Raw genomic sequence first — 23,147 nt, 5'->3', positions numbered from 1 at the left:
CCCCTCAGGACGTCAGCCGGTGCGGCGCGTCCGGCCACGGCGTACCAGCACCCAGCCGGCCGTGGTGAGCACGAGTGCGCCGCCCGCCAGGGAGGCCACGGCCGTTCCGGTGGAGGCGAGCGCGCCTCCGGTGGGGATGGTGCCCGTACCGCCGACCGTGGCGCCGGACGCTCCACCGGCCGAGCCGCCTGCCGAGGCTCCGGCGGTATCCGCCGATCCGCCCGATCCGCCCGTGTCGCCCGCCGTACCCCTGGTCGGGGACGCCGTGCCGCCGGGCGTCGGTGTCGTGCCGCCGCCGCCCGTCGTGGTGTCCGCGGCGGTGACGGTGAGCGTGGCCGGGCCGGTCCGGCTGACCCCGGCACCGTTGCCGAACTCCGCCCGGTAGCGCCGGCCGTTGTCGGCGGCCGCGGCCCTGAAGGTGTACGTCGCGGAGGTCGCTCCCGGCACGGCCTGCCAGGTCCGGCCCTCGTCCGTGCTGACCTGCCAGGCGACGGTGGGCGGCGGGGTCCCCTGGGCCTGCGCGGTCAGGGTGACCTCCGCCCCGGCGGTGACCGTCCGGTCCTCGGGGCCGCGGACGATTCTGGGGGACGTGGCACGCTCCAGCCGGGTGATCCGGCCGGCGGCCGGGTCCGACACGAAGACGGTGGCGCCGCCCGGTTGTACGGCGACTGCGGCGCTGCCCGACTGGGCGTGGTTTCCCGGGAGTACGGCCGGCTCCGCGGCCTGCGTGAGGTCGCGGGTGTGGTGGACGGTGAGCGAGCCGTCGCCGTCGCTGCCCGGCTGGGAGGTGTCCCCCGTGTCCTGCCACACCACGAACGCCTCGTGCGTGCCGGCGTCGAAACCGGCCGCGCACGGCATGTCTGCTCCGCCGCCTCCCTTGACGGTGCCGAGCCGCTTGCCGCTCGCGTCGTGGACGACGACGAGGGTGTCGAGCCCGACCCAGACGGCTCCGGTCTCGGGATCGACCTCGGTGAAGCCCGCGAACCCGTCGCCCACGGCCGGGAGTTCGACGCTCGACGTGACCTGGAAGGTGGTGACGTCCACGCGGTGCAGCCGACGGTTGCCGAGGTCGGTGAACCACACGGTTCCGCGCGTCCGGTCGTACGCGAACCGTTCGCCGCCCTCCAGCGTGAGGGAGCGCCTGACGGTCGCGGTGGCGATGTCGACCTCCGACAGTACGGAGCCCTGGGCCACCAGCACCGTCGACGGGGTGGGCCCCGGAGCGGCATCGGTGACGGGCCCGCCGGGCACCCACGCACCGGCCGCGGCGGCGTCCCCGTCCTTGGCCGTGCCGATGCCGCGCAGTGGATAGACGAAGACGGCCCCGTCTCCGGGCAGCGGAGCGACGAGCTGGCGCACGGCCCGCCGGCCGAGCGCGCCCGTGGGTCCCGGGGCCTGGCTGACGGTGCTGCGGACCTTGCCGTCGGCGGGTTCCAGGACGCGCAGCCCGCTCTCGTCGGTCTCCGTGGTCTCGGGCAGGTCGTCCGAACCGGCGTACAACTTCTTCGAGTCGGGGTGCAGGAGCAGGTCGCGGACCCTGCCCGCCGTCGTGAACTGCGCGGTCGTCCGGTAGACCACGGTGCCCTGCGGAACGTCACCGCCCTCACCGCCGGCGGCCGAGACGGGGCTGCCGGCGGCGGCCGCGGCGAGCACGAGCGCGAGCACCGCGGAGGCGGTGCCGGCACGGCCGGGGGTGAGGGGGTGTCGGGGCGTCATGGCTTCCTCGTCGACGGGCGGGCGGACCGGGATGCGGCTGAACCTGACCCGGATCGGGTTCAGTTGAAGGTCACCGGGACGTGGACGTCGTACTTGCGGTTCGAGGAGTTGAAGTGGTCGGCGCGGGTGACGACGGCGCACTCGACCGTCTCGCCGCAGATCCGGCCGCCGCCGAGGTCGGCCTTGACGTGGATGGTGACGCTGAAGGTGCCGCCCGGACCGAACGTGGAGGTGTTGGCGAGGGTGCCGCCGAAGACGTCGTTGATCCAGTGCGAGGCGCCGGTGGTGCCGGACTGGTCCGAACCGCCGAGACAGGGAGTGGGCTTGGTCGCGCCCTGCGCACCGCTGACCGCGCAGAGGCCCACGTATATGCCCTTGGAGGGGTTGAAGCCGCTGCCGGAGACGGTGACGTTCTGCCCGGCCGCGGCGGCGGAGGAGGGCGCCGTGACGCTGAGGTCGTAAGTGGCCGAGCCGTCGGTGACGGTACGCGTCGAAGTGGCGGCCGAGGCGGAACCGGCCGCGCCGACGGCGAGCGCGACGGCGGCGGAGGCGGCGACGGCCGCGCGGGCGGCGGTCCGGGGCAGGGAGGCGGCACGCATCACGAGAACACCCTTCAGGTGCAGGAGTCAGCGGAATCGAGGTAAGGCAAGGTAAGGCTAACCTAATCTCGATCAAGCGTGTACGGCTGATTCCCGCCACGCCACGGCCCGTCGGAACAGTTCACGGGCACGTCCGGGCGGCCTTCCTGATGCGAGCGAACGCGCGGATGGGAACACTGGGGACATGGCGAACAAGGCAGCCCTCGAGGGCGGCCCGGACGATCTGCGGGACCGGATCGTCGAGGCCGCTCCTCCCGGAGAAGACCTGAAAGTCGCGCACCGCGGCGGCTACGAGCACTTCAGGAGCACGTCGCGGACCCAGGACGGGCCCGAGGGGCGGCTCCCTGTCTACGAGTGGTGGGAACGCACCGAGATCGCCGAATGAGGCCCGCCCGGGCGGCCGGGACGCTCCCCCCTCCCCGCCTCAGCCGCGGTAGGTCTCCAGCAGGCGCAGCCAGATCTCGCTGACGGTCGGGAAGGCCGGAACGGCGTGCCACAGGCGCGCGATCGGGACCTCTCCGGCGACGGCGATGGTGGCCGCGTGCACCAGCTCGGCGGCTCCGGGGCCCACGAAGGTGGCTCCCAGCAGGACCTCGCGGTCGAGGTCGACGATCATCCGGGCCCGGCCGCGGTAGCCCTCGGCGTACAGTCCGGCGCCGGAGACCTTGGACATGTCGTAGTCGACGGCGCGCACCCTGTGGCCCGCCTGTTCGGCCTCGGCCAGGCTGAGGCCCACCGCGGCGGCCTCCGGGTCCGTGAAGACGGCCTGCGGGAGCGCGCGGGTGTCGGCGGTCGCCGCGTGGGCGCCCCAATCGGCGGTGTCCAGCGGGGTGCCCGCCGCACGGGCGGCGATGGCGGCGCCCGCGACGCGGGCCTGGTACTTGCCCTGGTGGGTGAGAAGGACGCGGTGGTTGACGTCCCCGACGGCGTAGAGCCAGTCGAAGCCGGGCACCTGACAGGTTTCGTCGACCCCGATCCAGCCGCCGGGCGCCAGCCCGACGGTGTCCAGCCCGATGTCCTCGGTCCGCGGCGCCCGGCCCGTCGCCATCAGCAGTTCGTCGCCCTCGACGACCTCCCCGCCCTTCAGCACCACGCTGACCGGCCCGGTCGAGCCGTCCCGTACGACCGACTCGACGGCCACGCCCGTACGGATCACGGCGCCCGCCTCGCGCAGGGCGTCGGCGACGAGTTCACCCGCGAAGGGCTCCATCCTCGGCAGCAGCCCGGAGCCGCGCACGAGGACGGTCACCTGCGATCCCAGGGCCTGCCAGGCGGTCGCCATCTCGCAGGCGACCACGGAACCGCCCACGATGATCAGCCGGCCGGGGGCCTGCCGTGCGGAGGTCGCCTCCCGGCTGGTCCAGGGGCGGGCGTCGGCGATGCCCGGGAGGTCCGGGACCACGGCCCGGGTCCCGGTGGCGACGACCACCGCGTGCCGGGCCGACAGCACCTGGTGCTCGCCCTCGGGGCTGGTGACGGCCACCTTGCGGACCCCGAAGAGGCGGCCGTGGCCGCGGTGGACGTCGGCTCCGATGGAGTCGAGCCAGTCGATCTGGCCCCGGTCCTTCCAGTCACCCACCCAGTAGTCGCGGTGCGCGTACACCGCCCCCGTGTCCAGGGGGCCCCCGACGGCGCCCGCCAGGCCCGGCACCCTGCGGGCGTCGGCCCGCGCCAGCACCGGACGCAGCAGCGCCTTGCTGGGGACGCACGCCCAGTACGAGCACTCCCCGCCGACCAGTTCGCTCTCCACCAGGGCCGTGCTCAGCCCGGCGGCGCGGGTCCGGTCGACGATGTTCTCGCCTGCCGGTCCCCCGCCGAGCACCACGACGTCGTACTCCACGACTTCATTCATGCGGCCCAGTCTCACCGCTGATCGGTGGCGGCGTCACGCACTCAGGCCTCCGGCGTGCCGGACCCCTGGCCGCCGGTGTCCTGCGCACCCGGCTGGGAGGCGGCGATCTTGGCGCGCACCTCGTCCATGTCGAGGGCGCGGGCCTGCCCGATGAGGTCGGTCAGGGCCGCCTCGGGCAGGGCGCCGGGCTGCGCGAAGATCGCCACCTGGTCCCGGACGATCATCAGGGTCGGGATCGAGGTGATCTGGAAGGCGCCGGCCAGCTCCTGCTGCGCCTCGGTGTCCACCTTGGCGAAGACCAGGTCGGGGTGGGCCTCCGAGGCCCGCTCGTAGACCGGTGCGAACTGGAGGCACGGCCGGCACCAGCCCGCCCAGAAATCGATCAGGACGAACGGGTTCTCGCTGACCGTCCGATCGAAGTTTTCCTTGGTGAGCTCGACTGTAGCCACGGTGTCCAGACCTCCTGATTGAGCCGTCTGCTCGTTGAACGAACGACCCGTCCCGCGCATTCCGCCCCGAACGGGGCGACTCTCAGAACGGGTGGCCGGCGGGTGTGGTGCGGGCCGTGGTCCAGCGCAGTTCGGTGAAGGCGTCGAGGTTGGCCTCGCCGCCGAAGCGGGCGCCGGTCCCGGAGGCGCCGACACCGCCGAAGGGCGCGACGGCCTCGTCATTGACCGTCTGGTCGTTGACGTGCGCGATCCCGGTCGGAATGCGCTCCGCCAGGTCGAGACCGCGCCCCGCGTCGCGGGTGACGATCCCGAGGGACAGGCCGTACGGTCCCGCCGAGGCCAGTTCCACCGCCTCGTCCTCCGTCGCGAAGGACCGTACGGGCGCGACCGGGCCGAAGACCTCCTCGGCGTAGGCGGGGGCGTCGTCGGCGGCGCCGGCGAGCACGGTCGGGCGGTAGAAGAGGTCCCGGTGCGCGCCGCCGGCGACGAGCTTGGCCCCGGCCGCGGTGCTGGCCTCCACCAGCGCGTGTACGCGTTCCAGCTGCGCGCGGTCGATCAGCGGGCCCAGGTGGACCTGCTCGCGGTACGGGTCGCCCACGGCCAGTTCCTCGGCGCGCGCGGCGAGCCGCTCGACGTACTCGTCGTAGAGCGAGGCGTGCACGAGGTGGCGGCCGGCCGTCATGCAGATCTGGCCCTGGTGGAAGAAGGAGCCCCAGGAGGCCTGGGCGACGGCGGCCTCGACGTCGGCGTCGCGGAGCACGACGAGAGCCGAGTTGCCGCCCAACTCCAGGTGCACGCGCTTGAGATGGCGCCCCGCCAGTTCGGCGACGGTACGGCCGACGGCGGTGGATCCGGTGAAGGAGACCACCCGCACCCGCGGGTCGGCGACCACCGCGGCGCCCGTGGCGGCGTCGCCGGGCAGGACGTGCAGCAGCCCGTCCGGCAGTCCGGCGGCGGCGAGGACCGCGGCGAGCGCGAGTCCGCCGCAGACGGCGGTGCGCCGGTCCGGCTTGAGCAGCACCCCGTTGCCGAGCGCCAGCGCCGGCGCGACCGAGCGGATCGCCAGGATCAGCGGGGCGTTGAAGGGGGCGATGACCCCGACCACGCCGGCCGGGACCCGGCGGGTGAAGGACAGCCGGGGCGCCTCGCTCGGCAGCACCTGCCCGGTCGGACGCGAGGCCAGCGCCGCCGCCTCGTAGCACTCCTGCGCGGCGACGTGCAGCTCGAAGGCGGCCTTCCCGGGTATCGACCCGGACTCGCGCACCAGCCACTCCCGCAGTTCGTCGGCGTGGGCGGTGAAGAGGTCCCCCGCGCGGCGCAGTACCGCCGCCCGCTCGGGGTGGGTGGTGCGGGCCCAGTCGCGCTGCGCCGCCCGGGCGCGTACGGCGGCCTCCGCGACGTCGGCGGGCGCGGCGAGGTCGAGGGTGGCGAGGGTGCGGCCGGTCGCGGGTTCGACGACCGGGGCCGCGCCGCCGGTGAGTGTGGGTCCGTCCTGCCAGAGCGTCGGGTCGAGGAGCGGCATGGCGCGGGGCCTCCGGGTGGGGATGGGCGGGATGCCGGACGAGGGGGGCGGCAGCACGCGCCATCGTGCCAGACCGGAGGCGCCACTTCTGTTCAGTTATTGGGCAGTTGACGACGAGCACTGACCGGAAACGATCGACGCCCTGGTGGACCGGGTCAGCGCTCCAGGACGAGTGCGATGCCCTGCCCGACGCCGATGCACAGCGCCGCCATGCCCGTACCCGAGCCCGCCGCGGCCAGCTGGTGCGCGACCGAGCCGGCCAGCCGGGCGCCCGACGCGCCGAGCGGGTGGCCGATCGCGATGGCGCCGCCCCGCGGGTTGACCACGGCCGGGTCCAGCTCCGGCCAGGCCGCCAGGCAGCCCAGCGCCTGCGCCGCGAAGGCCTCGTTGAGTTCGAGGACGGAGAGGTCGCCGAGGCCGCGGCCGGCCTTGCCGAGGGCACGCTGTACGGCCTCCACCGGGCCGAGGCCGAAGAGCTGGGGCTCGATCCCGGTGACGGCGGAGGCGCTGATCCGGGCGAGCGGTTCCCGTCCGGTGGCCGCCAGGCCCGCCTCGTCGGTCAGCAGCAGCGCGGCCGCCCCGTCATTGAGCGGGGAGGCGTTGCCGGCCGTGACCGTGCCCCGGCCGTCCGTCCGGAAGGCGGGCTTGAGCCTGGCCAGCGCCTCGGGCGTGGAACCCTCGCGGATGCACTCGTCGCGGGCCAGGTCCACACCCTCGTAGGGCACGACCTCGCCGTCGTACAGGCCGGCGGCCCAGGCGGCCGCGGCCTTGCGGTGGCTCTCCAGCGCGAAGGCGTCCTGCGCCTCACGGGTGACGGCGTACTTGTCGGCGATCAGTTCGGCGCCCTCGCCGAGGGAGCCGGTCCACTCGGCGGGCATCCGCGGGTTCGTCATCCGCCAGCCCAGCGTGGTGGACCACATCTGCTGGTGCCCGGCGGGGAAGGCCCGTTCGGGCTTCTGGACCACATAAGGGGCGCGGCTCATCGACTCGACGCCGCCCGCGACGGCCACCGAGGCGTCGCCGAGCGCGATGGCGCGGGCCGCCTGGATCACGGCCTCCAGGCCGGATCCGCAGAGCCGGTTGACGGTGACGCCCGGGACGGTCACGGGCAGTCCCGCCAGCAGTACCGCCATGCGGGCCACGTCGCGGTTGTCCTCGCCCGCGCCGTTGGCGTCGCCGAAGACGACCTCGTCGATACGGGCCGGGTCGAGGTCGGGCGTACGGTCCACGAGCGCGCGCACCACGTGCGCGGCCAGGTCGTCCGGCCGGACCCCGGCGAGGGCGCCGCCGAACTTGCCGATCGGGGTGCGGACGGCGTCGACGACGTAGACGTCGCGGACGGTGCGGATGCTCATGGGGTCTCTCCTGGGCGGATCCGTACGGGCGCGGGCGCACCGGTGCCGGTGTCGGCACCGGGGCACGCCACCGGGCACGCCCGGTGGGGCGCGCCCGCAGTCTCCGTCCGCAGGTCACCGCCTGTCAACGGGCCCCCTCGGGACGGGCGGCGGCGCCGCCGTCAGGTCGACTCGCGGTGGACGGCCTCCGCGGCCATGAGATCGTGCCGCTCCGTGACCTCGGACGGCTCGCGCACCGCGTAGTCCACGAGCGACGCCAGATGATCACCCGTCGGCATCTCGATGCGCACCGTACTGAGCCGCGGCCGCAGCAGCCGTCCGACGAGCAGGTCGTCGGCGCCGATCACGGCGACCTCCTCGGGAACGCGCAGCCCCTCGTCCTGCAGGGCCCGCATCAGCAGCATCGCGTACTCGTCGTTGTACGCGAACACCGCGTCCAGGCCGAGCCCGCGCCACCGGGCGGCGAGCTCCGCGGCGGACTCCTCCGCATACGCCATCGGGAGGACCTCGACCTCGGCGCCGGCCACGGAGCGGGCGCCCGCCAGCCGGGGTGCGGAGAACAGCTCCAGTCCCTGCTCCCGCGGAACCACCACGCCGATCCGGCGGCGGCCCCGCTCGACGAGGTGCGCGGCGGCCCGGGCGCCGACCTCCTGCTGGTCCATGACCAGCGCGTGCGCCCCGGGCACGCCGACCGGGCCCATCGTGATCACGGCGCGGGCGCCGGCCCGCTTGAGGGTGGCGACGTTGTGGGAGGTGAGCGTGATCTCGCCGAGGGATATCACCGCCACCGGACGCAGTTCCGCCCACGCCCGTACGGCCTCGTCCCCGCTGAGCCCGAGGCTGCCGTACTGCACGACGGTGTAGTCGAGCCGGCGCAGCGCCCACTGGAGCTCGTTGAGGAAGGTGCTGTAGAGCGGGCCGATCGGCACGTGCGGGGTGGGCAGCAGCACGATCCTGGTGTGCCCGGCGCGCAGGCTGCGGGCGGCGGCGTGCGGGACGTAGCCGAGCTCCTCGGCCGCCTCACGGACCTTGCGGCGGGTGGGCTCGCTGATCCGGACGGCCTCGGCGTTGTTCAGCACGTACGACACCGTCGCGCGCGACACGCCCGCCCGTCGGGCCACGTCGGCGCTGGTGGGGACGGGGGGTGGCGGCTGCTGCGGCGACTTCGATGACTCAGACATGGCCGTGGCATCTTTCCAGAACGGTTGTGCCCCAGGGCTGGCGGATGGCCGGAAACGAGTGCTACACAGTGCTTACACGAGTCATTGACACGTGTAACCACCGCATTGCATCCTCGTCGCACCCCTCGACCCATGCGTCAGCCACCGCACATGGCGCATGCCCCGTCGTGCCGTCGCCCTGTCGCGCTCCGTCGCACCCCCGCCGTCGCGACAGGGCGGCGCGCACCCACCGCCCCGCGCCTGCACCCGCGCACCCTCCGCGTGCGCCCTGCGCTCCCCCTCACCCGTCCGCACCCGCCCAGGAGGGCACCGTGGCCCTTTCCTCCCCCGGCACCGGCACCGGCACCAGCTCCGACGCCGCCGTCGCCGACATCCCCGCCCGCGGCCCGGCCGGCCCCCCTCGGCGCGGCCTGCTGCCCCTGCTGCTCGTCGGCAACAGCGCCATGTACGCCCTCTACATCGGCGTCGCCGGGGTCCTGCTCGCGCTCCAGGTCGAGGACGTCGACCCGGCGGACAAGGTGGCGAACTTCGGCCTGATAGCGGGGATCTCCGCGATCTTCGCCACGGTCTTCAACCCCGTCGCCGGCGCCCTGTCCGACCGCAGCGGTCGGCGCAATCCCTGGATCCTCGGCGGCGGGCTGGCCGCCGTGCCGGCGATGTTCCTGCTCGGCTCCGCCGACACGATCCTGCTGATCACGATCGCCTGGTGCCTCGGACAGGCCGTCATGAACGTGTACCAGGCGGCGATCACCTCCGTCGTCCCCGACCGGGTGCCCATGAGCGCCCGCGGCAAGGCCTCGGCGGCGGTCGGCCTCGGCCTGCCCTTCGGCTCGACCCTCGGCGCGCTGATCGGGGCGGCCTTCTCGGAGGACTACCGCACCGGGTACCTCGTCTTCGGCGCGCTCGTGGCGGGCGCCGCCGTCCTCTTCACCGCCTGCGGCCGCGAGGAGCGGCTCCCGGCGTGCGCCCCGCTGCCGGTCAGGTCCCAGCTCGCCGCCTTCGCGCGCGCGCTGCGCGACCACGACTTCCGATGGGCCTTCATCGGACGGGCCCTGCTCGTCCTCGGCTACTTCGCGGTGAGCGGCTACCAGCTCTACATCCTGCAGGACCGCACCGCGCTCCCCGCCGGCATGAAGCCCGAGGCCGCGGTGGCGGTGCTGATGCCGCTGACCAGCGTGGCGATGGTGGTCGCCACCGTCCTCGGCGGGTACCTCTCGGACCGTTTCGACCGCCGCAAGCTGTTCGTCGGCGCCTCCGCCCTCCTGTCGGCCGTCGCGCTCGTCGTCCCGGCCGTCTCCACGAGCTGGCCCGCGATGCTGGCCTTCGCCGCCGTGAACGGGCTGGCGTTCGGCTGCTACATGGCGGTGGACACCGCACTCGAGACGATGGTGCTCCCCAACGCCGAGGACGCGGCCCGCGACATGGGCGTGCTGAACGTCGCCAACGCCGGCCCCCAGATCATCGCGCCGTTCGTCGCCTCGGTGGTCGTCTCCGTCAGCGGCGGGTACACCGCCCTGTTCGTCGTCGCCGCCGTCCTGGCGGTGGCCGGGGCCCTGGCCGTCAAACCGATCCGCGGCGTGCGCTGAGCCTGGGCCGAGCTGTGGGCCGAGCCCTGCGGCCGTGCGCCGAGGCGCCCCTCCGGACCCTGCGCCTGCCGCCGCATTGGTCCGCACTTCGACCGAATTTCGCCGTTCACCGAACGCCGTCGAGAAAGGCACCACCGTGCAGCTGCACACCCAGTCCTGGGGCGAGGGCGACCGTTTCGCCCTCCTGATCCACGGCATGATGGCCGACCACCGGACCTGGCGCCGGGTCGGGCCCGCCCTCGCCGACCGCGGCTACCACGTCATCGCCGTGGACCTGCGCGGCCACGGGGCCAGCGGCCGCGGCGAGTACAGCCCGCGGCACTTCGCCGACGACGTGGTCGAGACGCTGCCCGCCGGCGCCGACCTCGCCATCGGCCACTCCCTCGGCGGCCTGACGCTGTCGCTGGCGGTGGACCGGCTGCGGCCGCGGCGGGCGGTGTTCTCCGACCCGGCCTGGCACCTGGCGGCCCCCGTGGAGGGTTTCGGCCCGGAGCTGCTGGCGCAGTTCAAGACCGCGACCAAGGAGGACATCCGGGCGATGAACCCGCGCTGGGCGGAGGTCGACGTCGACATCGAGCTGGAGACCCTGGCGGTGTGGGACGAGGGGACGGCACTGAGCCTCGCCCCGCTGTTCGGCGCCGATCTGATGCCGGCCGCGCCGGTGGTCCCCTCCCTGGTGCAGCTGGCCGACCCGAGCGCCCTGATCACGCCGGAACGTGCGCGGACGCTCAAGAGCCGCGGCTTCGAGGTGCGTTCGGTGGCCGGCGCCGGCCACACCATCCACCGTGACGACTTCGACGGGTTCATGGGGTCCCTGGAGGGGTGGGTCCCGGACGCGCCGCCGCGGTAGCGCCGACGGGGCGGGGGCGGGGCAGAAGCAGGGGTGGAGGCGGGCCTTGGGGGGATACCGGGGCTCGCGATGTCCGAGCCCCGTGCGACCATCAAGCCTGCCTTCACGGGGTGGCGGCCCACCGCCACCGCCCCGCCGTCGGCCGCGTATCACCCTCTGAGCAAGGAGCTCCACGCGCATGTCCATACCGCCCGGCCCCCCGTCGTCCCCCGAGCCGTACCCGCAGCCGGGGCCGTACGGACAGCCGGGGCAGCCCGCGCCGTTCGGCGCCCCGCAGGGCTGGTATCCGCCGCCGGCCCCGCAGAAGACCAACGCGCTCGCCATCGTCGCGTTCGTCATGTCGCTCGTGTGCGCGCTGCCGCTGGTCCCCCTGATCCTCGGCATCGTGGCCCTCTCCCAGATCCGCAACCGCGGTGAGAAGGGCAAGGGCTTCGCCGTCGCGGCGATCGTCATCCACTGCGTGACCATCGCCTTCTACGGGATCCTCCTGGTCCTCGGCCTCTCCGGAGCGCTGGACGACGGCCCCGCGCCGAAGCGCGACACCAGCGGCCAGGTCACCGGCTCGGGCTCCAGCAAGGTGAGCGACATCCGCAAGGGCGACTGCTTCAACACCGACGGCGATCTGGCGGAGTACCAGGACGAGGACGGCGGCGAGGCCTCCTTCTCGGTGCGCGTGCTGCCCTGCGACCAGCCGCACGAGGGCGAGGCGTACGCCGTCTTCAACCTGGACAACGGGGCGTACCCGGGCACGGAGAAGGTCACCTCGCTCGCCGAGGAGAAGTGCGCCGGCACGCTGCTGACCGACTACGTGGGCAAGGACCCCAAGCTGTCGGAGAAGCTGGAGGTCTACTACTACTTCCCGCAGGCCGCCACCTGGGCCCTCGGTGACCGCGAGGTCACCTGCTTCCTGGGCGACACCAGCGGTGCGAGCACCGGCTCGGTCCGCGCGACCGGTTCCTGAACCGCCGACGCCGACGACTGCGCCGGGCATGGCCGCAACGGCGCGGGGCCGCCACCACATCCGGTGGCGGCCCCGCGCCGTTGCGGCTCGCGGTGGCTCCGGCCGCCGGTTGTCAGAGGCTGTTGCGACACTGGCGCGATGAGCAACACCGGTGACCACGAAGCCCTTGTCGACCCGCGGGACCTGCTGCTGCAGACCGACTGGAACGCGGTGGAGCACTGCTGCCCGGACGTGGCGCCTGCCACGCCCGTGATCCTGCTGGAACTCCTCGACGAGGACCCCGTCACGCAGGGCTGGGCCTTCCGGGCCCTGGTCGAGGCCCACACGCGCCAGCAGGTGTTCTACACCGCCACGGCTCCCGCCGCCCGCTTCGTCGCCGCCGTCCTCGGGGATCCGCGGACGCTCGCGCGGGTCACGGACCGCTGCGCGCAGGAGGAGGCCGACCTCGGTCCGCAGACCCCGTTCCCGTTGCGCGCCGGGCTGCTGAGCTGGCTGGGGGACTCGGTCGTGGAGGCGATGTGGCAGCGGGAGCGGCCCTACGGCGACGAGGAGGACCTTGAGGCGTTCCTCGATCTCGCCCCGGAGTTCCACGCGGCCGCGCGCCCCTTCCTCGACGCCGGATGTCCCGAGGTCCGCGGGGCGGCTCTGGGAGTGCTCCTGGCCGTGCTCCGGCTGCCCGCCCTCGCCGGGCGGATACCCGGGCACCGGGACCGGGTCCGCGCCGCGGCCCTGGTCGAGGGCCCGTACCGGCGGCGCGCCGTCGACACGCTCTCCTGCTGGGGCGAGGAGGTCTCGTCCTTGCTCTGACATCCGGGGCGGCTCCCCGCTACGGTCTTCCTACCGATCGGTAATGGGGGAGGGTTCGCGATGTCGGAGTCATCCGGTGCTGCCACGGCAGCGGTCACGGCGGAGTCCACCGCAGGGTCCACGATGCCCCGCGGCCTGGTCGAGATGGCCGCCGCGCTGGCCGAAGGAAGTGTTTCCGCACGTGAGTTGACGCAGGAGGCGCTCCGCCGGATCGTCGCGGCGCAGCCCGAGCTCAACGCGTTCCGGACGGTGCGCGCCGAAGCCGCGCTCGCCGAGGCGGACGCTGCCGACCGCAGGCTCGCCGCGGGCGAGCGGCTGCCGCTGCTCGGAGTGCCGCTCGCGGTGAAGGACGACATGGACGTGGCGGGCGAGCCCACGGCGTTCGGCTGCGCGGGGTCCTTCGCCCGCAAGACCGTCGACAGCGAGGCGGTACGCAGGCTCCGGGCGGCCGGCGCGGTCATCGTCGGCAAGACCCAGACGCCGGAGCTGGGCCAGTGGCCCTTCACCGAGGGCGGGGCCTTCGGCGAGACCCGCAATCCGTGGAACCGGTCCTACACGCCGGGTGGTTCCTCGGGCGGCTCGGCGGCCGCCGTGGCGGCGGGCCTGGTGCCCGCCGCGCTCGGTTCGGACGGGGCCGGGTCGGTGCGGATCCCCGCCGCCTGGACCCATCTGGTCGGTGTGAAGCCGCAGCGCGGGCGCATCTCCACCTGGCCGGAGCCGGAGTCCTTCAACGGGCTCACGGTCAACGGCGTGCTGGCCCGTACGGTCGCGGACGCGGCGCTGCTGCTGGACGCCGCGAGCGGACCGCACCCCGAGGACCTGCACCGCCCCGCGCGCATCCGCGCGGTCGAGGCGGCCCGGCGCACCCCGCGCCGGCTGCGGATCGCGCTCTCCTTCGGGATGGCCTTCACCGCGACGCCCAAGTCGCTCGACCCGGAGGTGCGTTCCGCGGTGGAGCGGCTGGCCGCGCGGCTGGAGTCGCTGGGCCACGAGGTGATCCCGGAGGACCCCCGCTACGGCCCGATCGGGCTGACCTTCGTACCCCGCGCGACCAGCGGCGTACGGGACTGGGCGGCGCGGACGCCGGATCCGGCGCTGCTGGACCCGCGTACGCACGAGGCCGTGCGGACGGGCCGCCTGCTGGGCGGTCTGCCGCTGCGGGTCTCGCGCCGGGCGGAGGCCCTGCTGCACAGGCGGGTCGGCGAGATCTTCGGCCGCTTCGACGTGGTCCTGACCCCGACGACGGCCACTCCGCCGCTGCGGGTCGGGGCGCTGGCCGGGATGGGGGCCATGGCCACGGACCGGGCGATGATCGCCGCCTGCCCGTACGCCTGGACGTGGAACGTGCTGGGCTGGCCGGGGGTGAACATCCCGGCCGGGCTGACGGACGACGGGCTGCCGATGGGAGCCCAGTTGCTCGGTCCGGCGGACTCGGAGCCGCTGCTGCTGGGGCTGGCCGCGCAGGTGGAGGCGGCGGAGGGCTGGGCGGCGCGGCGACCGGGCTGAGGCGACCGGGCCGAGCCGACCGGGCTGAGACGACGTCACGGGGGCGGCGGTCGGCGGGCCGGAATGCCGACGGTGAGCACCCGTGACACGCTGAAGGGGGGATCTCGCCGGTCCCGGCCCCGCCCGGCCGGCCGGCCCTGGCACCCAAGGAGACCGAAATGGCCACTGACGCCGGCGGGTCGAAGGCGGCCCGCACGCATCCGGACCCGTGGCACGCGGCCACGTCGGGCAGAACCGTTCTGGCTGCGGTCCTGATGATCTTCGGCGGGGCGATGGCGTTCTTCGAGGGGATCGCCGCCGTCGCCAGCGACGACCTGTTCGTCGTGACGCGCCACTACCTGTTCGAGTTCAGCCTGACCGGCTGGGGCTGGGTCCACCTCATCCTGGGCGTCCTCCTCGTCGCGGGCGGATGCGCCATCCTCGCCAGCGGCGCCCTGTGGGCGCGCTATCTCGGCATCACCATCGCCGGTCTGGGCGCGTTCGCCAACTTCCTATGGCTGCCGTACTACCCCTTGTGGGCGCTGGTGCTCATCGCCGTGAACATCCTCGTCGCCTGGGCGCTGTGCACGGGCGCGCACCACGAGGCGGAGGGGCGCGTCCTGTAAGTTCCCTCTAGGAACGAACGCGAACGAACACGGATGGACGCAACGAGTGGGGGATCCGTGGCTCAGCGGACCTGGACGGCGGTCGACGCGTACTTCGACGGGCTGTTGGTCGACGAGGACGAAGCGCTGACGGCCGCCACGGCGGCCAGTGAGGCGGCGGGACTGCCCGCCCATCAGGTCGCGCCGAACCAAGGCAAGTTGCTGCACCTCCTGGCCCGGATCCGCGGCGCCCGCACCATCCTGGAGATAGGCACCCTCGGCGGCTACAGCACCATCTGGCTCGCCAGGGCGCTTCCGGAGGGCGGGCGCCTGGTCACGCTTGAGGCGGACGAGCGGTGTGCCGACACCGCCGCCGCCAACATCGCCCGCGCCGGGCTGGAGGACCGGGTCGAGATCCGCCGCGGCCGGGCCGTCGACCTCCTGCCCGGGCTGACCGGCCTGGACCCGTTCGACCTCGTCTTCATCGACGCGGACAAGCCGTCCAACCCCGAGTACCTGGAGTGGGCCCTCAAGCTCACCCGTCCCGGCAGCGTCATCGTCGGCGACAACGTCGTACGTGACGGCGCCGTGGTCGACCCCGCCTCCGACGATCCCCGGGTGCGGGGCGTACGCCGCTTCACCGAGCTCATCGCCGAACACCCCCGGCTGACCGCCACGGCTCTGCAGACCGTCGGCGCCAAGGGGTACGACGGCTTCGTCATGGCCCTGGTCACGGACTGACGGCCGGCGCGGCCCCCGGCAGGCAGTACCCTCGCCCGGATGACGGCACTTTCACACCACAGCGACGGCCGCGCCGACCAGCCGGGCCGCGACGGGGCCACGGCCACCACCGAGGCCGATCCGCACGCCATCGGGCCGGTACGGACCGAGTACGCGCCCGACCCCGACGGCGACCCCGACCCGGGCGAGATCGTGTGGACCTGGGTCCCCTTCGAGGAGAACGACGGCCGCGGCAAGGACCGCCCGGTACTGGTCGTGGCCCGCGAACCGGGTGGCGGGACGCTGCTCGCCGTACAGCTGTCCAGCAAGCGGCACGACCACGACCGCGAATGGGTCCCGATCGGGACGGGCCCGTGGGACAGCGCGGGCCGTGAGTCGTGGGTGGACGTCGACCGGGTGCTGCGGGTCCACGAGTCGGGGATGCGGCGGGAGGCCTGCGCGCTGGACCGGGGCCGCTTCGGCCTGGTGGTCGACCGCCTGCGCGAACGCTACGGCTGGCACTAGGGCGCGCCTGCCCCGCGGGCGGCCGACGCTCCTTTCCGGACACGCCTGAGGGCTCCGCCCTCAGGCCCGGGTGGCAGTGAAGGCTCGTTCGAAGGCTTCGCGGGAGACGGGATTGCGGTCCAGGACCGCGAAGACCACGCGGTCGAAGGTTCCCGCGAACCGGCCCGACAGCAGTCCGCGGAAGGCTTCGGCCACGTGCGCCGGGTCGTTGCGGAACACCCCGCAGCCCCACGCCCCCAGCACCAGCCGCCGGTACCCGTGCGAAGCCGCCACCTCAAGGACGAGCTCCGCGCGCCGGGCGAGCGCCCCGGGGATCTCCGCGGCCCGCTCCGGCTCCTGCCGCAGGATCGTGCCCGCGTTCGGAGCGGGCGAGGTCAGGAAGCCGGCCAGGAACGGCGACTCCATCAGTTCACCCCGGTCGTCGCGGAAGACCGGTACCCCGGGCGAGTGAATCACCCGGTCGGTGTAGAAGGTGCTGACTTCCGCGCGGTGCACCTCGTAGTACTCCGGGGCCTCCAGCAACGTCTCGTACAGCGCGGAGGCGCGGCACAGCGCCTCCTCCTGGGCCTTGGCCCCACGGACGTAGCCGCCCCCGGGATTGCGGGCCGAGGCGAAGTTCAGGACCGCCACTGCGGCCGCCGCCGTCCCTTCCGGAGCGTCCGCGGCGAGCCTACGGGCAGCGACCGTACTGCTCTCCCCCGTGACCTCGACGGCCGTCGCGCGGCCGTCACCCACGAGCTGCTCGCCTGGAATGACATGGTTTGGTCCATATATCCTGGTTCCTGCCTTGGCGTCCGCCAGGGCGGCGGCGAGTTCGACCTGCCGCCCCGACCGCGTCCGGTACCCCCCGGCCGCCAGGATCTCCGCGTTCTCCCGCGCGATCTCGCGCAATCTGCTGCTCACGCCGCCATCCTCGGCACTCCTTTCCCCGGCGGCAAAGGATTTTGTGCCCGAGGGAGGGGTAGGCACGGGTGATGTCACGGCCGACGACAGGAGAAGAGGACCCGGTCATGCCCTTCGACCCACCCGTTCCCCAACCCCCGCCGGAGGACGGCGCTCCGCCCTCCCCCGCGATCAGCGAGACGCAGGCGGAGCACCTGATCCACGGGATCTGTTTCAAGACCGGCCCGCCCCGACTGCTCGGCGCCGAACTCGAATGGCTGGTCCTGGACGCCGAGCGGCCCGGACTGCGCGTGACCCCCGAACGGCTCCGGGCGGCGCACGCCGCGGCCCGCGCGCTTCCCCTGAACTCCCGGGTGACCGTCGAGCCCGGCGGCCAGCTCGAACTCAGCTCGGCCCCCGCCACCTCCCTCACCGGCTGCGTGGACGGGCTCCAGGACGATCTCACCGCCGTCCGCGCGGCCTTGCGTGAGCAGGGACTGGTCCTGCACGGCCTCGGCCGGGACCCCCGCCTCCCGTACCACCGGCTGCTGAACAGCCCGCGCTACGACGCGATGGAGGCCTACTTCGACCGCACCGGCCCGGCCGGCCGCGCCATGATGTGCGCCTCCGCTTCCGTACAGGTCTGCGTGGACGCCGGGTACGAGGAGCCGGGCGGGCTCGGCCACGGCCGGCGCTGGCGGCTGGCGCACCTGCTGGGCGCGGTCCTGGTGGCCGCCTTCGCCAACTCCCCCGCGCACGAAGGCCCGTACGCCGGCTGGCGCTGCTCCCGCCAGGGGATCTGGAACGACCTGGACTCCCGGCGCACCCTCGCCCCGCCGCTGGACGCGCAACCGCGGGACGGCTGGGTGCGGCAGGCGCTGGACACCGAGGTGATGTGCGTACGGTCGTACGAGGGCGAGCCGTGGGACGTCCCGCCCGGTACGACGTTCCGCGACTGGCTGCGCGCGGGCGACGAGGGGCGGGCCCCGCGGGCGCCCACCGCCGAGGACCTGGACTACCACCTCACGACGCTCTTCCCGCCCGTGCGACCGCGCGGCCACATGGAGTTGCGCATGATCGACGCGCAGCCCGGCGACGACGGCTGGATGGTGCCGGTGGCCGTCGTGCACGCGCTGTTCGACGACCCGGAGGCCGCCGAGACCGCCTACCGGGTGACCAAAGCCCTGGCCGACGCCTACGGTTCGCAGCCCGCGCCCCGCAATCCGCTCTGGCGGTCCGCCGCCCGGCACGGTCTGTCCGACCCCGAACTGCGGGCCGCCGCCAAGACCTGCTTCCGCGCGGCGGCCGAGGCCCTGCCCCGCCTCGGCGCCGGCCGGCACGTCCGGGACACCGTCGGAGCGTTCAGCGAGCGCTTCGTACTGCGCGGCCGATGTCCGGGTGACGAACCGCCGCAGCTGCGGCCCGAAGGGAAGGAGGCCCTGCGATGACCACCGAATCCCACCCCGGGCTGCGAGAACGGGCGGCCGCCACGCTGACCGCCGCGCGGGCCCGGACGGCGGCCCTCACCGACGCGGTGACCGACGCCGACCTCACCGCCCAGCACTCCCCCCTGATGTCCCCGCTGGTCTGGGACCTGGCGCACATCGGGAACCAGGAGGAGCTCTGGCTGCTCCGCCGGGTCGCCGGACGCGAGTCGATGCGCCCGGACATCGACCCCCTCTACGACGCGTTCGAGCATCCGCGCGCCGAACGGCCGAAGCTGCCGCTGCTGGGGCCCGAGGAGGCCCGCCGGTACGCGGCCGAGGTCCGCGGCCGGGTCTTCGACCTGCTGGAGAGCACCCCGCTGGAGGGCAGCGCGCTCCTGGACGACGGTTTCGCGTTCGGGATGATCGCCCAGCACGAACAGCAGCACGACGAGACCATGCTGATCACACATCAGCTGCGGCAGGGCGCCCCCGTGCTGACCGCCCCCGACCCGGACGGCCCCTACGATCCCCCGGGCGCCGCCGAAGTCCTCATACCCGCCGGCCCGTTCACGATGGGAACCTCGGCCGAGCCGTGGTCGCTGGACAACGAGCGCCCGGCGCACCAGCGGGAGACGGCGGCGTTCTGGATGGACACGCTGCCGGTGACGAACGCCGCGTACCGCGCCTTCATCGCCGACGGCGGCTACCACGAACCCCGCTGGTGGGCGGCGGCCGGCTGGGACCAGATCCGCCGGCACTCCATCGAGGCGCCGCTGTTCTGGCACCGCGAAGGCGGCGAATGGCTGCGCCGCCGCTTCGGGGTGACCGAGCCCGTCCCCGATGAAGAACCGGTTCTGCACGTCAGCTGGTACGAGGCGGACGCCTACGCCCGCTGGGCGGGCCGGCGACTCCCCACGGAGACCGAGTGGGAGAAGGCGGCCCGCTTCGATCCCGCGACCGGCCGCTCGGCCCGCTACCCGTGGGGCGACGCGGACCCGACCCCCGCCCACGCCAATCTGGGGCAGCGCCACCTGCGCCCGTCCCGCGCGGGCAGCTACCCGGCCGGGGCGTCCCCGCTCGGCGTGCGCCAGCTGATCGGCGACGTGTGGGAGTGGACGGCCTCCGACTTCCTGCCGTACCCGGGCTTCCGGGCCTTCCCCTACCGGGAGTACTCGGAGGTGTTCTTCGGCCCGGAGCACAAGGTGCTGCGGGGCGGCTCCTTCGCCGTGGACCCGGTGGCCTGCCGGGGCACCTTCCGCAATTGGGACCTGCCGGTGCGGCGGCAGATCTTCTCCGGCTTCCGCACTGCGAGGGACGTCTGATGTGCCGCCATCTCGCTTATGTGGGACCGGTGGTGACGCTCGGGAGGCTGCTGAGCGAACCCGAGCACTCACTGGTCCGCCAGTCCTGGGAGCCGCGCCGTCAGCAGCACGGCACGGTCAACGCCGACGGCTTCGGCGTCGGCTGGTACGCGGAGGGCGACCCGGTCCCCGCCCGCTACCGTCGCGCCGGACCCATCTGGGGCGACCTGACCTTCACCGATCTCACCCGGGTCGTACGCAGCGGGGCCGTGCTGGCCGCCGTACGCGACGCAACGCTGGCCGGAGCCGACGGAGAGGCCGCCGCCGCACCGTTCACGGACGGGCCCTGGCTGTTCAGCCACAACGGCGCCGTGCGCGACTGGCCCGCCGCGGCCGCCCCGCTCGCGGCGGCGCTGCCGCCCGAGGAGCTGCTCCAGCTGGCGGCCCGCACGGACTCGGCGCTGGTCTGGGCGCTGGTACGACGCCGCCTGCGGGCCGGGGACGACCTGGGCACGGCGCTCGCCGAGCCCGTGCGGGAGCTGTCCTCGGCCGCGCCCGGTTCCCGGCTGAACCTGCTCCTGACGGACGGAGCGGCGATCGCCGCGACCGCCTGGGGCGACTCGCTGTGGTACCTGGCCGATCCTCCGGGCGGGCGCACCGTGGTGGCGTCCGAGCCGTACGACGACGACCCCCGGTGGTGCGAAGTGCCCGACCGGACCCTGCTGACCGCCACCCCCACCCGGGTCCGTCTGACCCCGCTCAAGGAGAACCGCACGTGACCAGCTTCCAGTTGACCCGGACCCTCGACGAGGACGCGGCGGAGACCGCACTGCGCGCGGACGTGCTGCACGGGCTGACCCACACGCCCAAGGTGCTGCCGCCCAAGTGGTTCTACGACGCGCGGGGCAGCGAACTCTTCGAGGAGATCACCCGGCTGCCCGAGTACTACCCGACCCGCGCGGAGCGGGAGATCCTGCTGGAGCGGGCGGGGGAGATCGCCGCGGTGAGCGGCGCCCGCACCCTGGTGGAGCTCGGTTCCGGCTCCTCCGAGAAGACCCGGCACCTGATCGAGGCGATGCCGGCGCTGGACACCTACGTGCCGGTGGACGTCAGCGAGAGCGCCCTGCGGGGCGCGGCCGAGACGCTGCTCGCCGGCCATCCGGGGCTGCGGGTGCACGCCCTCCTGGCCGATTTCACCGCGGCGCTGCACCTGCCGGACTCTCCCCAACCCCGGCTGGTGGTGTTCCTGGGCGGCACGATCGGCAATCTGCTGCCGCCGGAGCGGGCGGTGTTCCTGGCGTCCGTACGGGCGATGCTGTCGCCCGGGGACGCGCTGCTGATGGGCACGGACCTGGTCAAGGACGAGGCCGTGCTGGTGACGGCGTACGACGACGCGCGCGGGGTGACGGCGGAGTTCAACAAGAACGTGCTGGCCGTCATCAACCGGGAGCTGGACGCCGATTTCCACACCGCCGACTTCGAGCACGTGGCGGTGTGGAACAGCGAGCAGGAGTGGATCGAGATGCGGCTGCGGGCCCGGTCCGAGCTGACGGTGAAGGTCCGGGCACTGGACCTGGTGGTGCCGTTCGCGGCGGGTGAGGAGATCCTGACGGAGGTTTCCGCGAAGTTCCGTCAGGAGGGCGTGCGCAAGGAGCTGGCCGCGGCCGGGCTGGAGCTGACCCAGTGGTGGACGGACGCGGCGGGCCGCTTCGCGCTGTCCCTGTCGGTCGCCGACGGGCCGGTGGTCTGACCGGGTAGGGCCGTCCGCGGCGTCCGCTCGGACGCGCGGTCGGTCACGGCCCGCTGGGCGGCGGCCGCGAGGTCCCGCCGGTCCGTGTGACGGCCCGGCGGGATCCGCGGCAGCAGCGTGACCTCGGCCCGGATCCCGCGGGCCCGGGCGATCCGCCACAGCGAGGCGGTCAGCGGGTCGTCCCCGACGAAGGCGGGCGCCCCGGCGGGGCTCCCGTCGGGGCGCAGGTACGCCAGGTGGACGGGCTGGACGGGTACCTTCGCGTCCAGGGCGGACTGGAAGGCGGCCCGGCGGAAGGCACCCTGGGCGCGCCCGCACCAGGTGGAGCCCTCGGGGAAGACGGCGACCCGGTCGCCGGCGAGGAGTGCGCGGGTCATCGTGGTGACGGTGGCGGGCAGCGCGCGGATCCGGTCGCGTTCGATGAACAGGGTTCCGGCCCGCCCGGCGAGGCGGCCGAGGACGGGCCAGGCCCGGATGTCGCTCTTGGCCACCATCCGGCTGGGCAGGACGGCGGCGACGAGCGGGATGTCGAGCCAGGAGACGTGGTTGGCGACGAGCAGGCGGCCGCCGCGCCGGCCCGGGCTGCCGTGCACGGTGATCCGTATGCCGAAGGCGCGCACCAGTGCGGCCGACCAGGCCCGTACCACCGCGTGCCGGGGGCCGGCCGGCAGCAGCCGGACCGGCGGGGCGCCCAGGATCCCGAGCAGGACCAGGGCCACGGCGCCGGTGAGCCGCAGCACCGCGTGCGGGACGCTCGCGGTGCGCCCCTCGTGGCCGGCACAGGCCTCGGGGGTGCAGGGCGAGGTGGGCAGCCAGACGCTCATGCGCCCGGGATGAGCGAGCGGAAGTGCTTGAGGTAGCGCGGGTTGGTGCGGCGCAGGGAGAGCAGCACGTACAGGTCGGCGCAGCCGAACTCGGCGTCGAGGGCGGGCTCGCCGCAGACCCACGCGCCCAGGCGCAGGTAGCCGCGCAGCAGCGGGGGCAGCTCCATGCGGTCGGGGAAGTCGATGCCTTCGGGGTTCCACGGGATGTGGGGGGTGACCCGGTACTCCTCGGGTGCGGGACTGCGGGTCAGGGCTTTCTCGCGGGTGGCCGCGGCCAGGACGCCGCCGTCGGCGAGCGGTATCGAGCAGCAGCCGGCGAGCCAGTTGTGGCCGGTGCGGTCCATGTAGTGGGCGAGGCCGGCCCAGATGAGGGCGATGACGGCGCCGTTGCGGTGGTCGGGGTGCACGCAGGAGCGGCCCACCTCTACGAGGTCGGGGCGGATGGGAGCCAGCGCGGAGAGGTCGAACTCGCCCTCCGAGTAGAGGCGGCCCGCGACGGCGGCGCGCTCGGGGGGCAGCAGCCGGTAGGTGCCGACGACCTGCTCTGCCTCCTCGTCGACGACGAGGAGGTGGTCGCAGTACGCGTCGAAGGCGTCGGCGTCGAGGCCCGGCTCGGGGCCGTCGAGGCGGGCGCCGAGCTCGCCGGCGAAGACCTGGTGGCGCAGGCGCTGGGCGGCCCGTACCTCGTCCTCGTCGCGGGCGAGGCGCACGGTGTAGTGGGGGCCGGAGGAGGGGGCGGCGGCCTTGGCG

At 74.1% G+C, this 23,147-nt stretch carries 23 protein-coding genes; 13 read left to right on the top strand and 10 right to left on the bottom strand.

The annotated features are described in order from the left end of the window. Window positions 1-12 precede the first annotated feature (12 nt). Window positions 13-1,716, bottom strand: coding sequence for an immunoglobulin domain-containing protein (locus tag IG86_RS0122500; RefSeq protein ID WP_051785331.1), 1,704 nt, complete (start codon window positions 1,714-1,716; stop codon window positions 13-15). 59 nt (window positions 1,717-1,775) lie between these two features. Next, the gene (locus tag IG86_RS0122495) at window positions 1,776-2,315 is read right to left on the bottom strand and encodes a hypothetical protein (protein WP_030899041.1); all 540 of its coding nucleotides are present in this window, start codon (window positions 2,313-2,315) and stop codon (window positions 1,776-1,778) included. Window positions 2,316-2,499: 184 nt separating this feature from the next. Here IG86_RS0122495 and IG86_RS0122490 point away from each other — a divergent pair, with 184 nt between their 5' ends. Further along, entirely contained in the window at window positions 2,500-2,700 is a 201-nt protein-coding gene (locus IG86_RS0122490; RefSeq protein WP_030648755.1) for a DUF5988 family protein, read from the top strand. Window positions 2,701-2,739: 39 nt separating this feature from the next. Here IG86_RS0122490 and IG86_RS0122485 read toward each other — a convergent pair whose 3' ends face one another. The 5 genes from IG86_RS0122485 to IG86_RS0122460 form a co-directional block, all read right to left on the bottom strand. Further along, window positions 2,740-4,167, bottom strand: a complete 1,428-nt coding sequence (locus IG86_RS0122485; protein ID WP_030899037.1) for a dihydrolipoyl dehydrogenase family protein — start codon at window positions 4,165-4,167, stop codon at window positions 2,740-2,742. 41 nt (window positions 4,168-4,208) lie between these two features. Continuing rightward, a complete protein-coding gene (locus IG86_RS0122480; RefSeq protein WP_030821028.1) occupies window positions 4,209-4,616 on the bottom strand; it encodes a thioredoxin family protein in 408 nt (135 codons plus the stop codon). Window positions 4,617-4,698: 82 nt separating this feature from the next. Further along, on the bottom strand, window positions 4,699-6,138 hold the full coding sequence (locus tag IG86_RS0122475) for an aldehyde dehydrogenase family protein (protein WP_030821027.1): 1,440 nt from the start codon (window positions 6,136-6,138) through the stop codon (window positions 4,699-4,701). Between the two features lie 155 nt (window positions 6,139-6,293). Beyond that, window positions 6,294-7,493: a thiolase family protein gene (locus IG86_RS0122465; protein ID WP_030821024.1), complete on the bottom strand. Its 1,200-nt coding sequence runs from the start codon at window positions 7,491-7,493 to the stop codon at window positions 6,294-6,296. Between the two features lie 161 nt (window positions 7,494-7,654). Beyond that, window positions 7,655-8,674, bottom strand: coding sequence for a LacI family DNA-binding transcriptional regulator (locus IG86_RS0122460; RefSeq protein WP_030821021.1), 1,020 nt, complete (start codon window positions 8,672-8,674; stop codon window positions 7,655-7,657). A 311-nt stretch (window positions 8,675-8,985) separates the two neighbouring features. Between IG86_RS0122460 and IG86_RS0122455 the strand changes: the two genes are divergently transcribed. The 8 genes from IG86_RS0122455 (at window position 8,986) to IG86_RS0122420 (ending at window position 16,213) form a co-directional block, all read left to right on the top strand. Further along, window positions 8,986-10,260: an MFS transporter gene (locus IG86_RS0122455; protein WP_030899034.1), complete on the top strand. Its 1,275-nt coding sequence runs from the start codon at window positions 8,986-8,988 to the stop codon at window positions 10,258-10,260. A gap of 136 nt (window positions 10,261-10,396) precedes the next feature. Then, complete coding sequence (locus IG86_RS0122450) at window positions 10,397-11,110, top strand: alpha/beta fold hydrolase (RefSeq protein ID WP_030899031.1); 714 nt, start codon at window positions 10,397-10,399, stop codon at window positions 11,108-11,110. Window positions 11,111-11,288: 178 nt separating this feature from the next. Beyond that, on the top strand, window positions 11,289-12,071 hold the full coding sequence (locus IG86_RS0122445; RefSeq protein WP_030821016.1) for a DUF4190 domain-containing protein: 783 nt from the start codon (window positions 11,289-11,291) through the stop codon (window positions 12,069-12,071). A gap of 138 nt (window positions 12,072-12,209) precedes the next feature. Then, window positions 12,210-12,878: a hypothetical protein gene (locus tag IG86_RS40075; RefSeq protein ID WP_051785330.1), complete on the top strand. Its 669-nt coding sequence runs from the start codon at window positions 12,210-12,212 to the stop codon at window positions 12,876-12,878. Between the two features lie 60 nt (window positions 12,879-12,938). Further along, a complete protein-coding gene (locus tag IG86_RS0122435; protein ID WP_078848594.1) occupies window positions 12,939-14,384 on the top strand; it encodes an amidase in 1,446 nt (481 codons plus the stop codon). A gap of 158 nt (window positions 14,385-14,542) precedes the next feature. Next, on the top strand, window positions 14,543-14,989 hold the full coding sequence (locus IG86_RS0122430; protein ID WP_030821011.1) for a DUF7144 family membrane protein: 447 nt from the start codon (window positions 14,543-14,545) through the stop codon (window positions 14,987-14,989). A 57-nt stretch (window positions 14,990-15,046) separates the two neighbouring features. Then, on the top strand, window positions 15,047-15,709 hold the full coding sequence (locus tag IG86_RS0122425; RefSeq protein WP_030899024.1) for an O-methyltransferase: 663 nt from the start codon (window positions 15,047-15,049) through the stop codon (window positions 15,707-15,709). Between the two features lie 39 nt (window positions 15,710-15,748). Continuing rightward, a complete protein-coding gene (locus IG86_RS0122420) occupies window positions 15,749-16,213 on the top strand; it encodes a type II toxin-antitoxin system PemK/MazF family toxin (RefSeq protein WP_030821006.1) in 465 nt (154 codons plus the stop codon). Window positions 16,214-16,273: 60 nt separating this feature from the next. On the opposite strand, the gene IG86_RS0122415 is transcribed toward IG86_RS0122420, so the two are convergent. Next, window positions 16,274-17,116, bottom strand: coding sequence for a TIGR02452 family protein (locus IG86_RS0122415; protein ID WP_030821004.1), 843 nt, complete (start codon window positions 17,114-17,116; stop codon window positions 16,274-16,276). Between the two features lie 107 nt (window positions 17,117-17,223). Here IG86_RS0122415 and egtA point away from each other — a divergent pair, with 107 nt between their 5' ends. From egtA to egtD, 4 genes are read left to right on the top strand one after another with little or no spacing between them, the layout of a single operon-like run. Then, entirely contained in the window at window positions 17,224-18,543 is a 1,320-nt protein-coding gene (gene egtA / locus IG86_RS0122410; RefSeq protein WP_030899021.1) for an ergothioneine biosynthesis glutamate--cysteine ligase EgtA, read from the top strand. Continuing rightward, on the top strand, window positions 18,540-19,844 hold the full coding sequence (egtB, locus tag IG86_RS0122405; protein ID WP_030821000.1) for an ergothioneine biosynthesis protein EgtB: 1,305 nt from the start codon (window positions 18,540-18,542) through the stop codon (window positions 19,842-19,844). Before egtA ends, egtB begins: the two co-directional genes overlap by 4 nt. Continuing rightward, on the top strand, window positions 19,844-20,602 hold the full coding sequence (egtC, locus tag IG86_RS0122400) for an ergothioneine biosynthesis protein EgtC (protein WP_030820998.1): 759 nt from the start codon (window positions 19,844-19,846) through the stop codon (window positions 20,600-20,602). Before egtB ends, egtC begins: the two co-directional genes overlap by 1 nt. After that, window positions 20,599-21,573, top strand: coding sequence for an L-histidine N(alpha)-methyltransferase (egtD, locus tag IG86_RS0122395; protein ID WP_030899017.1), 975 nt, complete (start codon window positions 20,599-20,601; stop codon window positions 21,571-21,573). Before egtC ends, egtD begins: the two co-directional genes overlap by 4 nt. Here the strand turns inward: egtD and IG86_RS41365 are convergent. Together IG86_RS41365 and IG86_RS0122385 are read right to left on the bottom strand one after the other, a co-directional pair. Next, entirely contained in the window at window positions 21,456-22,397 is a 942-nt protein-coding gene (locus tag IG86_RS41365) for a lysophospholipid acyltransferase family protein (RefSeq protein WP_030820994.1), read from the bottom strand. The genes egtD and IG86_RS41365 overlap by 118 nt on opposite strands. Further along, window positions 22,394-23,107: a GNAT family N-acetyltransferase gene (locus IG86_RS0122385; protein WP_078848595.1), complete on the bottom strand. Its 714-nt coding sequence runs from the start codon at window positions 23,105-23,107 to the stop codon at window positions 22,394-22,396. Before IG86_RS0122385 ends, IG86_RS41365 begins: the two co-directional genes overlap by 4 nt. Between the last annotated feature and the right edge of the window lie 40 nt (window positions 23,108-23,147).

The organism is Streptomyces virginiae (assembly GCF_000720455.1).
Lineage (GTDB): Bacteria > Actinomycetota > Actinomycetes > Streptomycetales > Streptomycetaceae > Streptomyces > Streptomyces virginiae.
The sequence above is the reverse complement of the archived record's forward strand: the minus strand, read 5'-3'. Positions and strand labels throughout refer to the sequence as shown.

Coding starts and splice junctions, on each gene's coding strand:
- IG86_RS0122500 (WP_051785331.1), bottom strand. CDS start 1,716: ATGACGCCCCGACACCCCCTCACCCCCGGCCGTGCCGGCACCGCCTCC.
- IG86_RS0122495 (WP_030899041.1), bottom strand. CDS start 2,315: ATGCGTGCCGCCTCCCTGCCCCGGACCGCCGCCCGCGCGGCCGTCGCC.
- IG86_RS0122490 (WP_030648755.1), top strand. CDS start 2,500: ATGGCGAACAAGGCAGCCCTCGAGGGCGGCCCGGACGATCTGCGGGAC.
- IG86_RS0122485 (WP_030899037.1), bottom strand. CDS start 4,167: ATGAATGAAGTCGTGGAGTACGACGTCGTGGTGCTCGGCGGGGGACCG.
- IG86_RS0122475 (WP_030821027.1), bottom strand. CDS start 6,138: ATGCCGCTCCTCGACCCGACGCTCTGGCAGGACGGACCCACACTCACC.
- IG86_RS0122465 (WP_030821024.1), bottom strand. CDS start 7,493: ATGAGCATCCGCACCGTCCGCGACGTCTACGTCGTCGACGCCGTCCGC.
- IG86_RS0122460 (WP_030821021.1), bottom strand. CDS start 8,674: ATGTCTGAGTCATCGAAGTCGCCGCAGCAGCCGCCACCCCCCGTCCCC.
- IG86_RS0122445 (WP_030821016.1), top strand. CDS start 11,289: ATGTCCATACCGCCCGGCCCCCCGTCGTCCCCCGAGCCGTACCCGCAG.
- IG86_RS40075 (WP_051785330.1), top strand. CDS start 12,210: ATGAGCAACACCGGTGACCACGAAGCCCTTGTCGACCCGCGGGACCTG.
- IG86_RS0122435 (WP_078848594.1), top strand. CDS start 12,939: ATGTCGGAGTCATCCGGTGCTGCCACGGCAGCGGTCACGGCGGAGTCC.
- IG86_RS0122430 (WP_030821011.1), top strand. CDS start 14,543: ATGGCCACTGACGCCGGCGGGTCGAAGGCGGCCCGCACGCATCCGGAC.
- IG86_RS0122420 (WP_030821006.1), top strand. CDS start 15,749: ATGACGGCACTTTCACACCACAGCGACGGCCGCGCCGACCAGCCGGGC.
- egtA (WP_030899021.1), top strand. CDS start 17,224: ATGCCCTTCGACCCACCCGTTCCCCAACCCCCGCCGGAGGACGGCGCT.
- egtB (WP_030821000.1), top strand. CDS start 18,540: ATGACCACCGAATCCCACCCCGGGCTGCGAGAACGGGCGGCCGCCACG.
- egtC (WP_030820998.1), top strand. CDS start 19,844: ATGTGCCGCCATCTCGCTTATGTGGGACCGGTGGTGACGCTCGGGAGG.
- IG86_RS41365 (WP_030820994.1), bottom strand. CDS start 22,397: ATGAGCGTCTGGCTGCCCACCTCGCCCTGCACCCCCGAGGCCTGTGCC.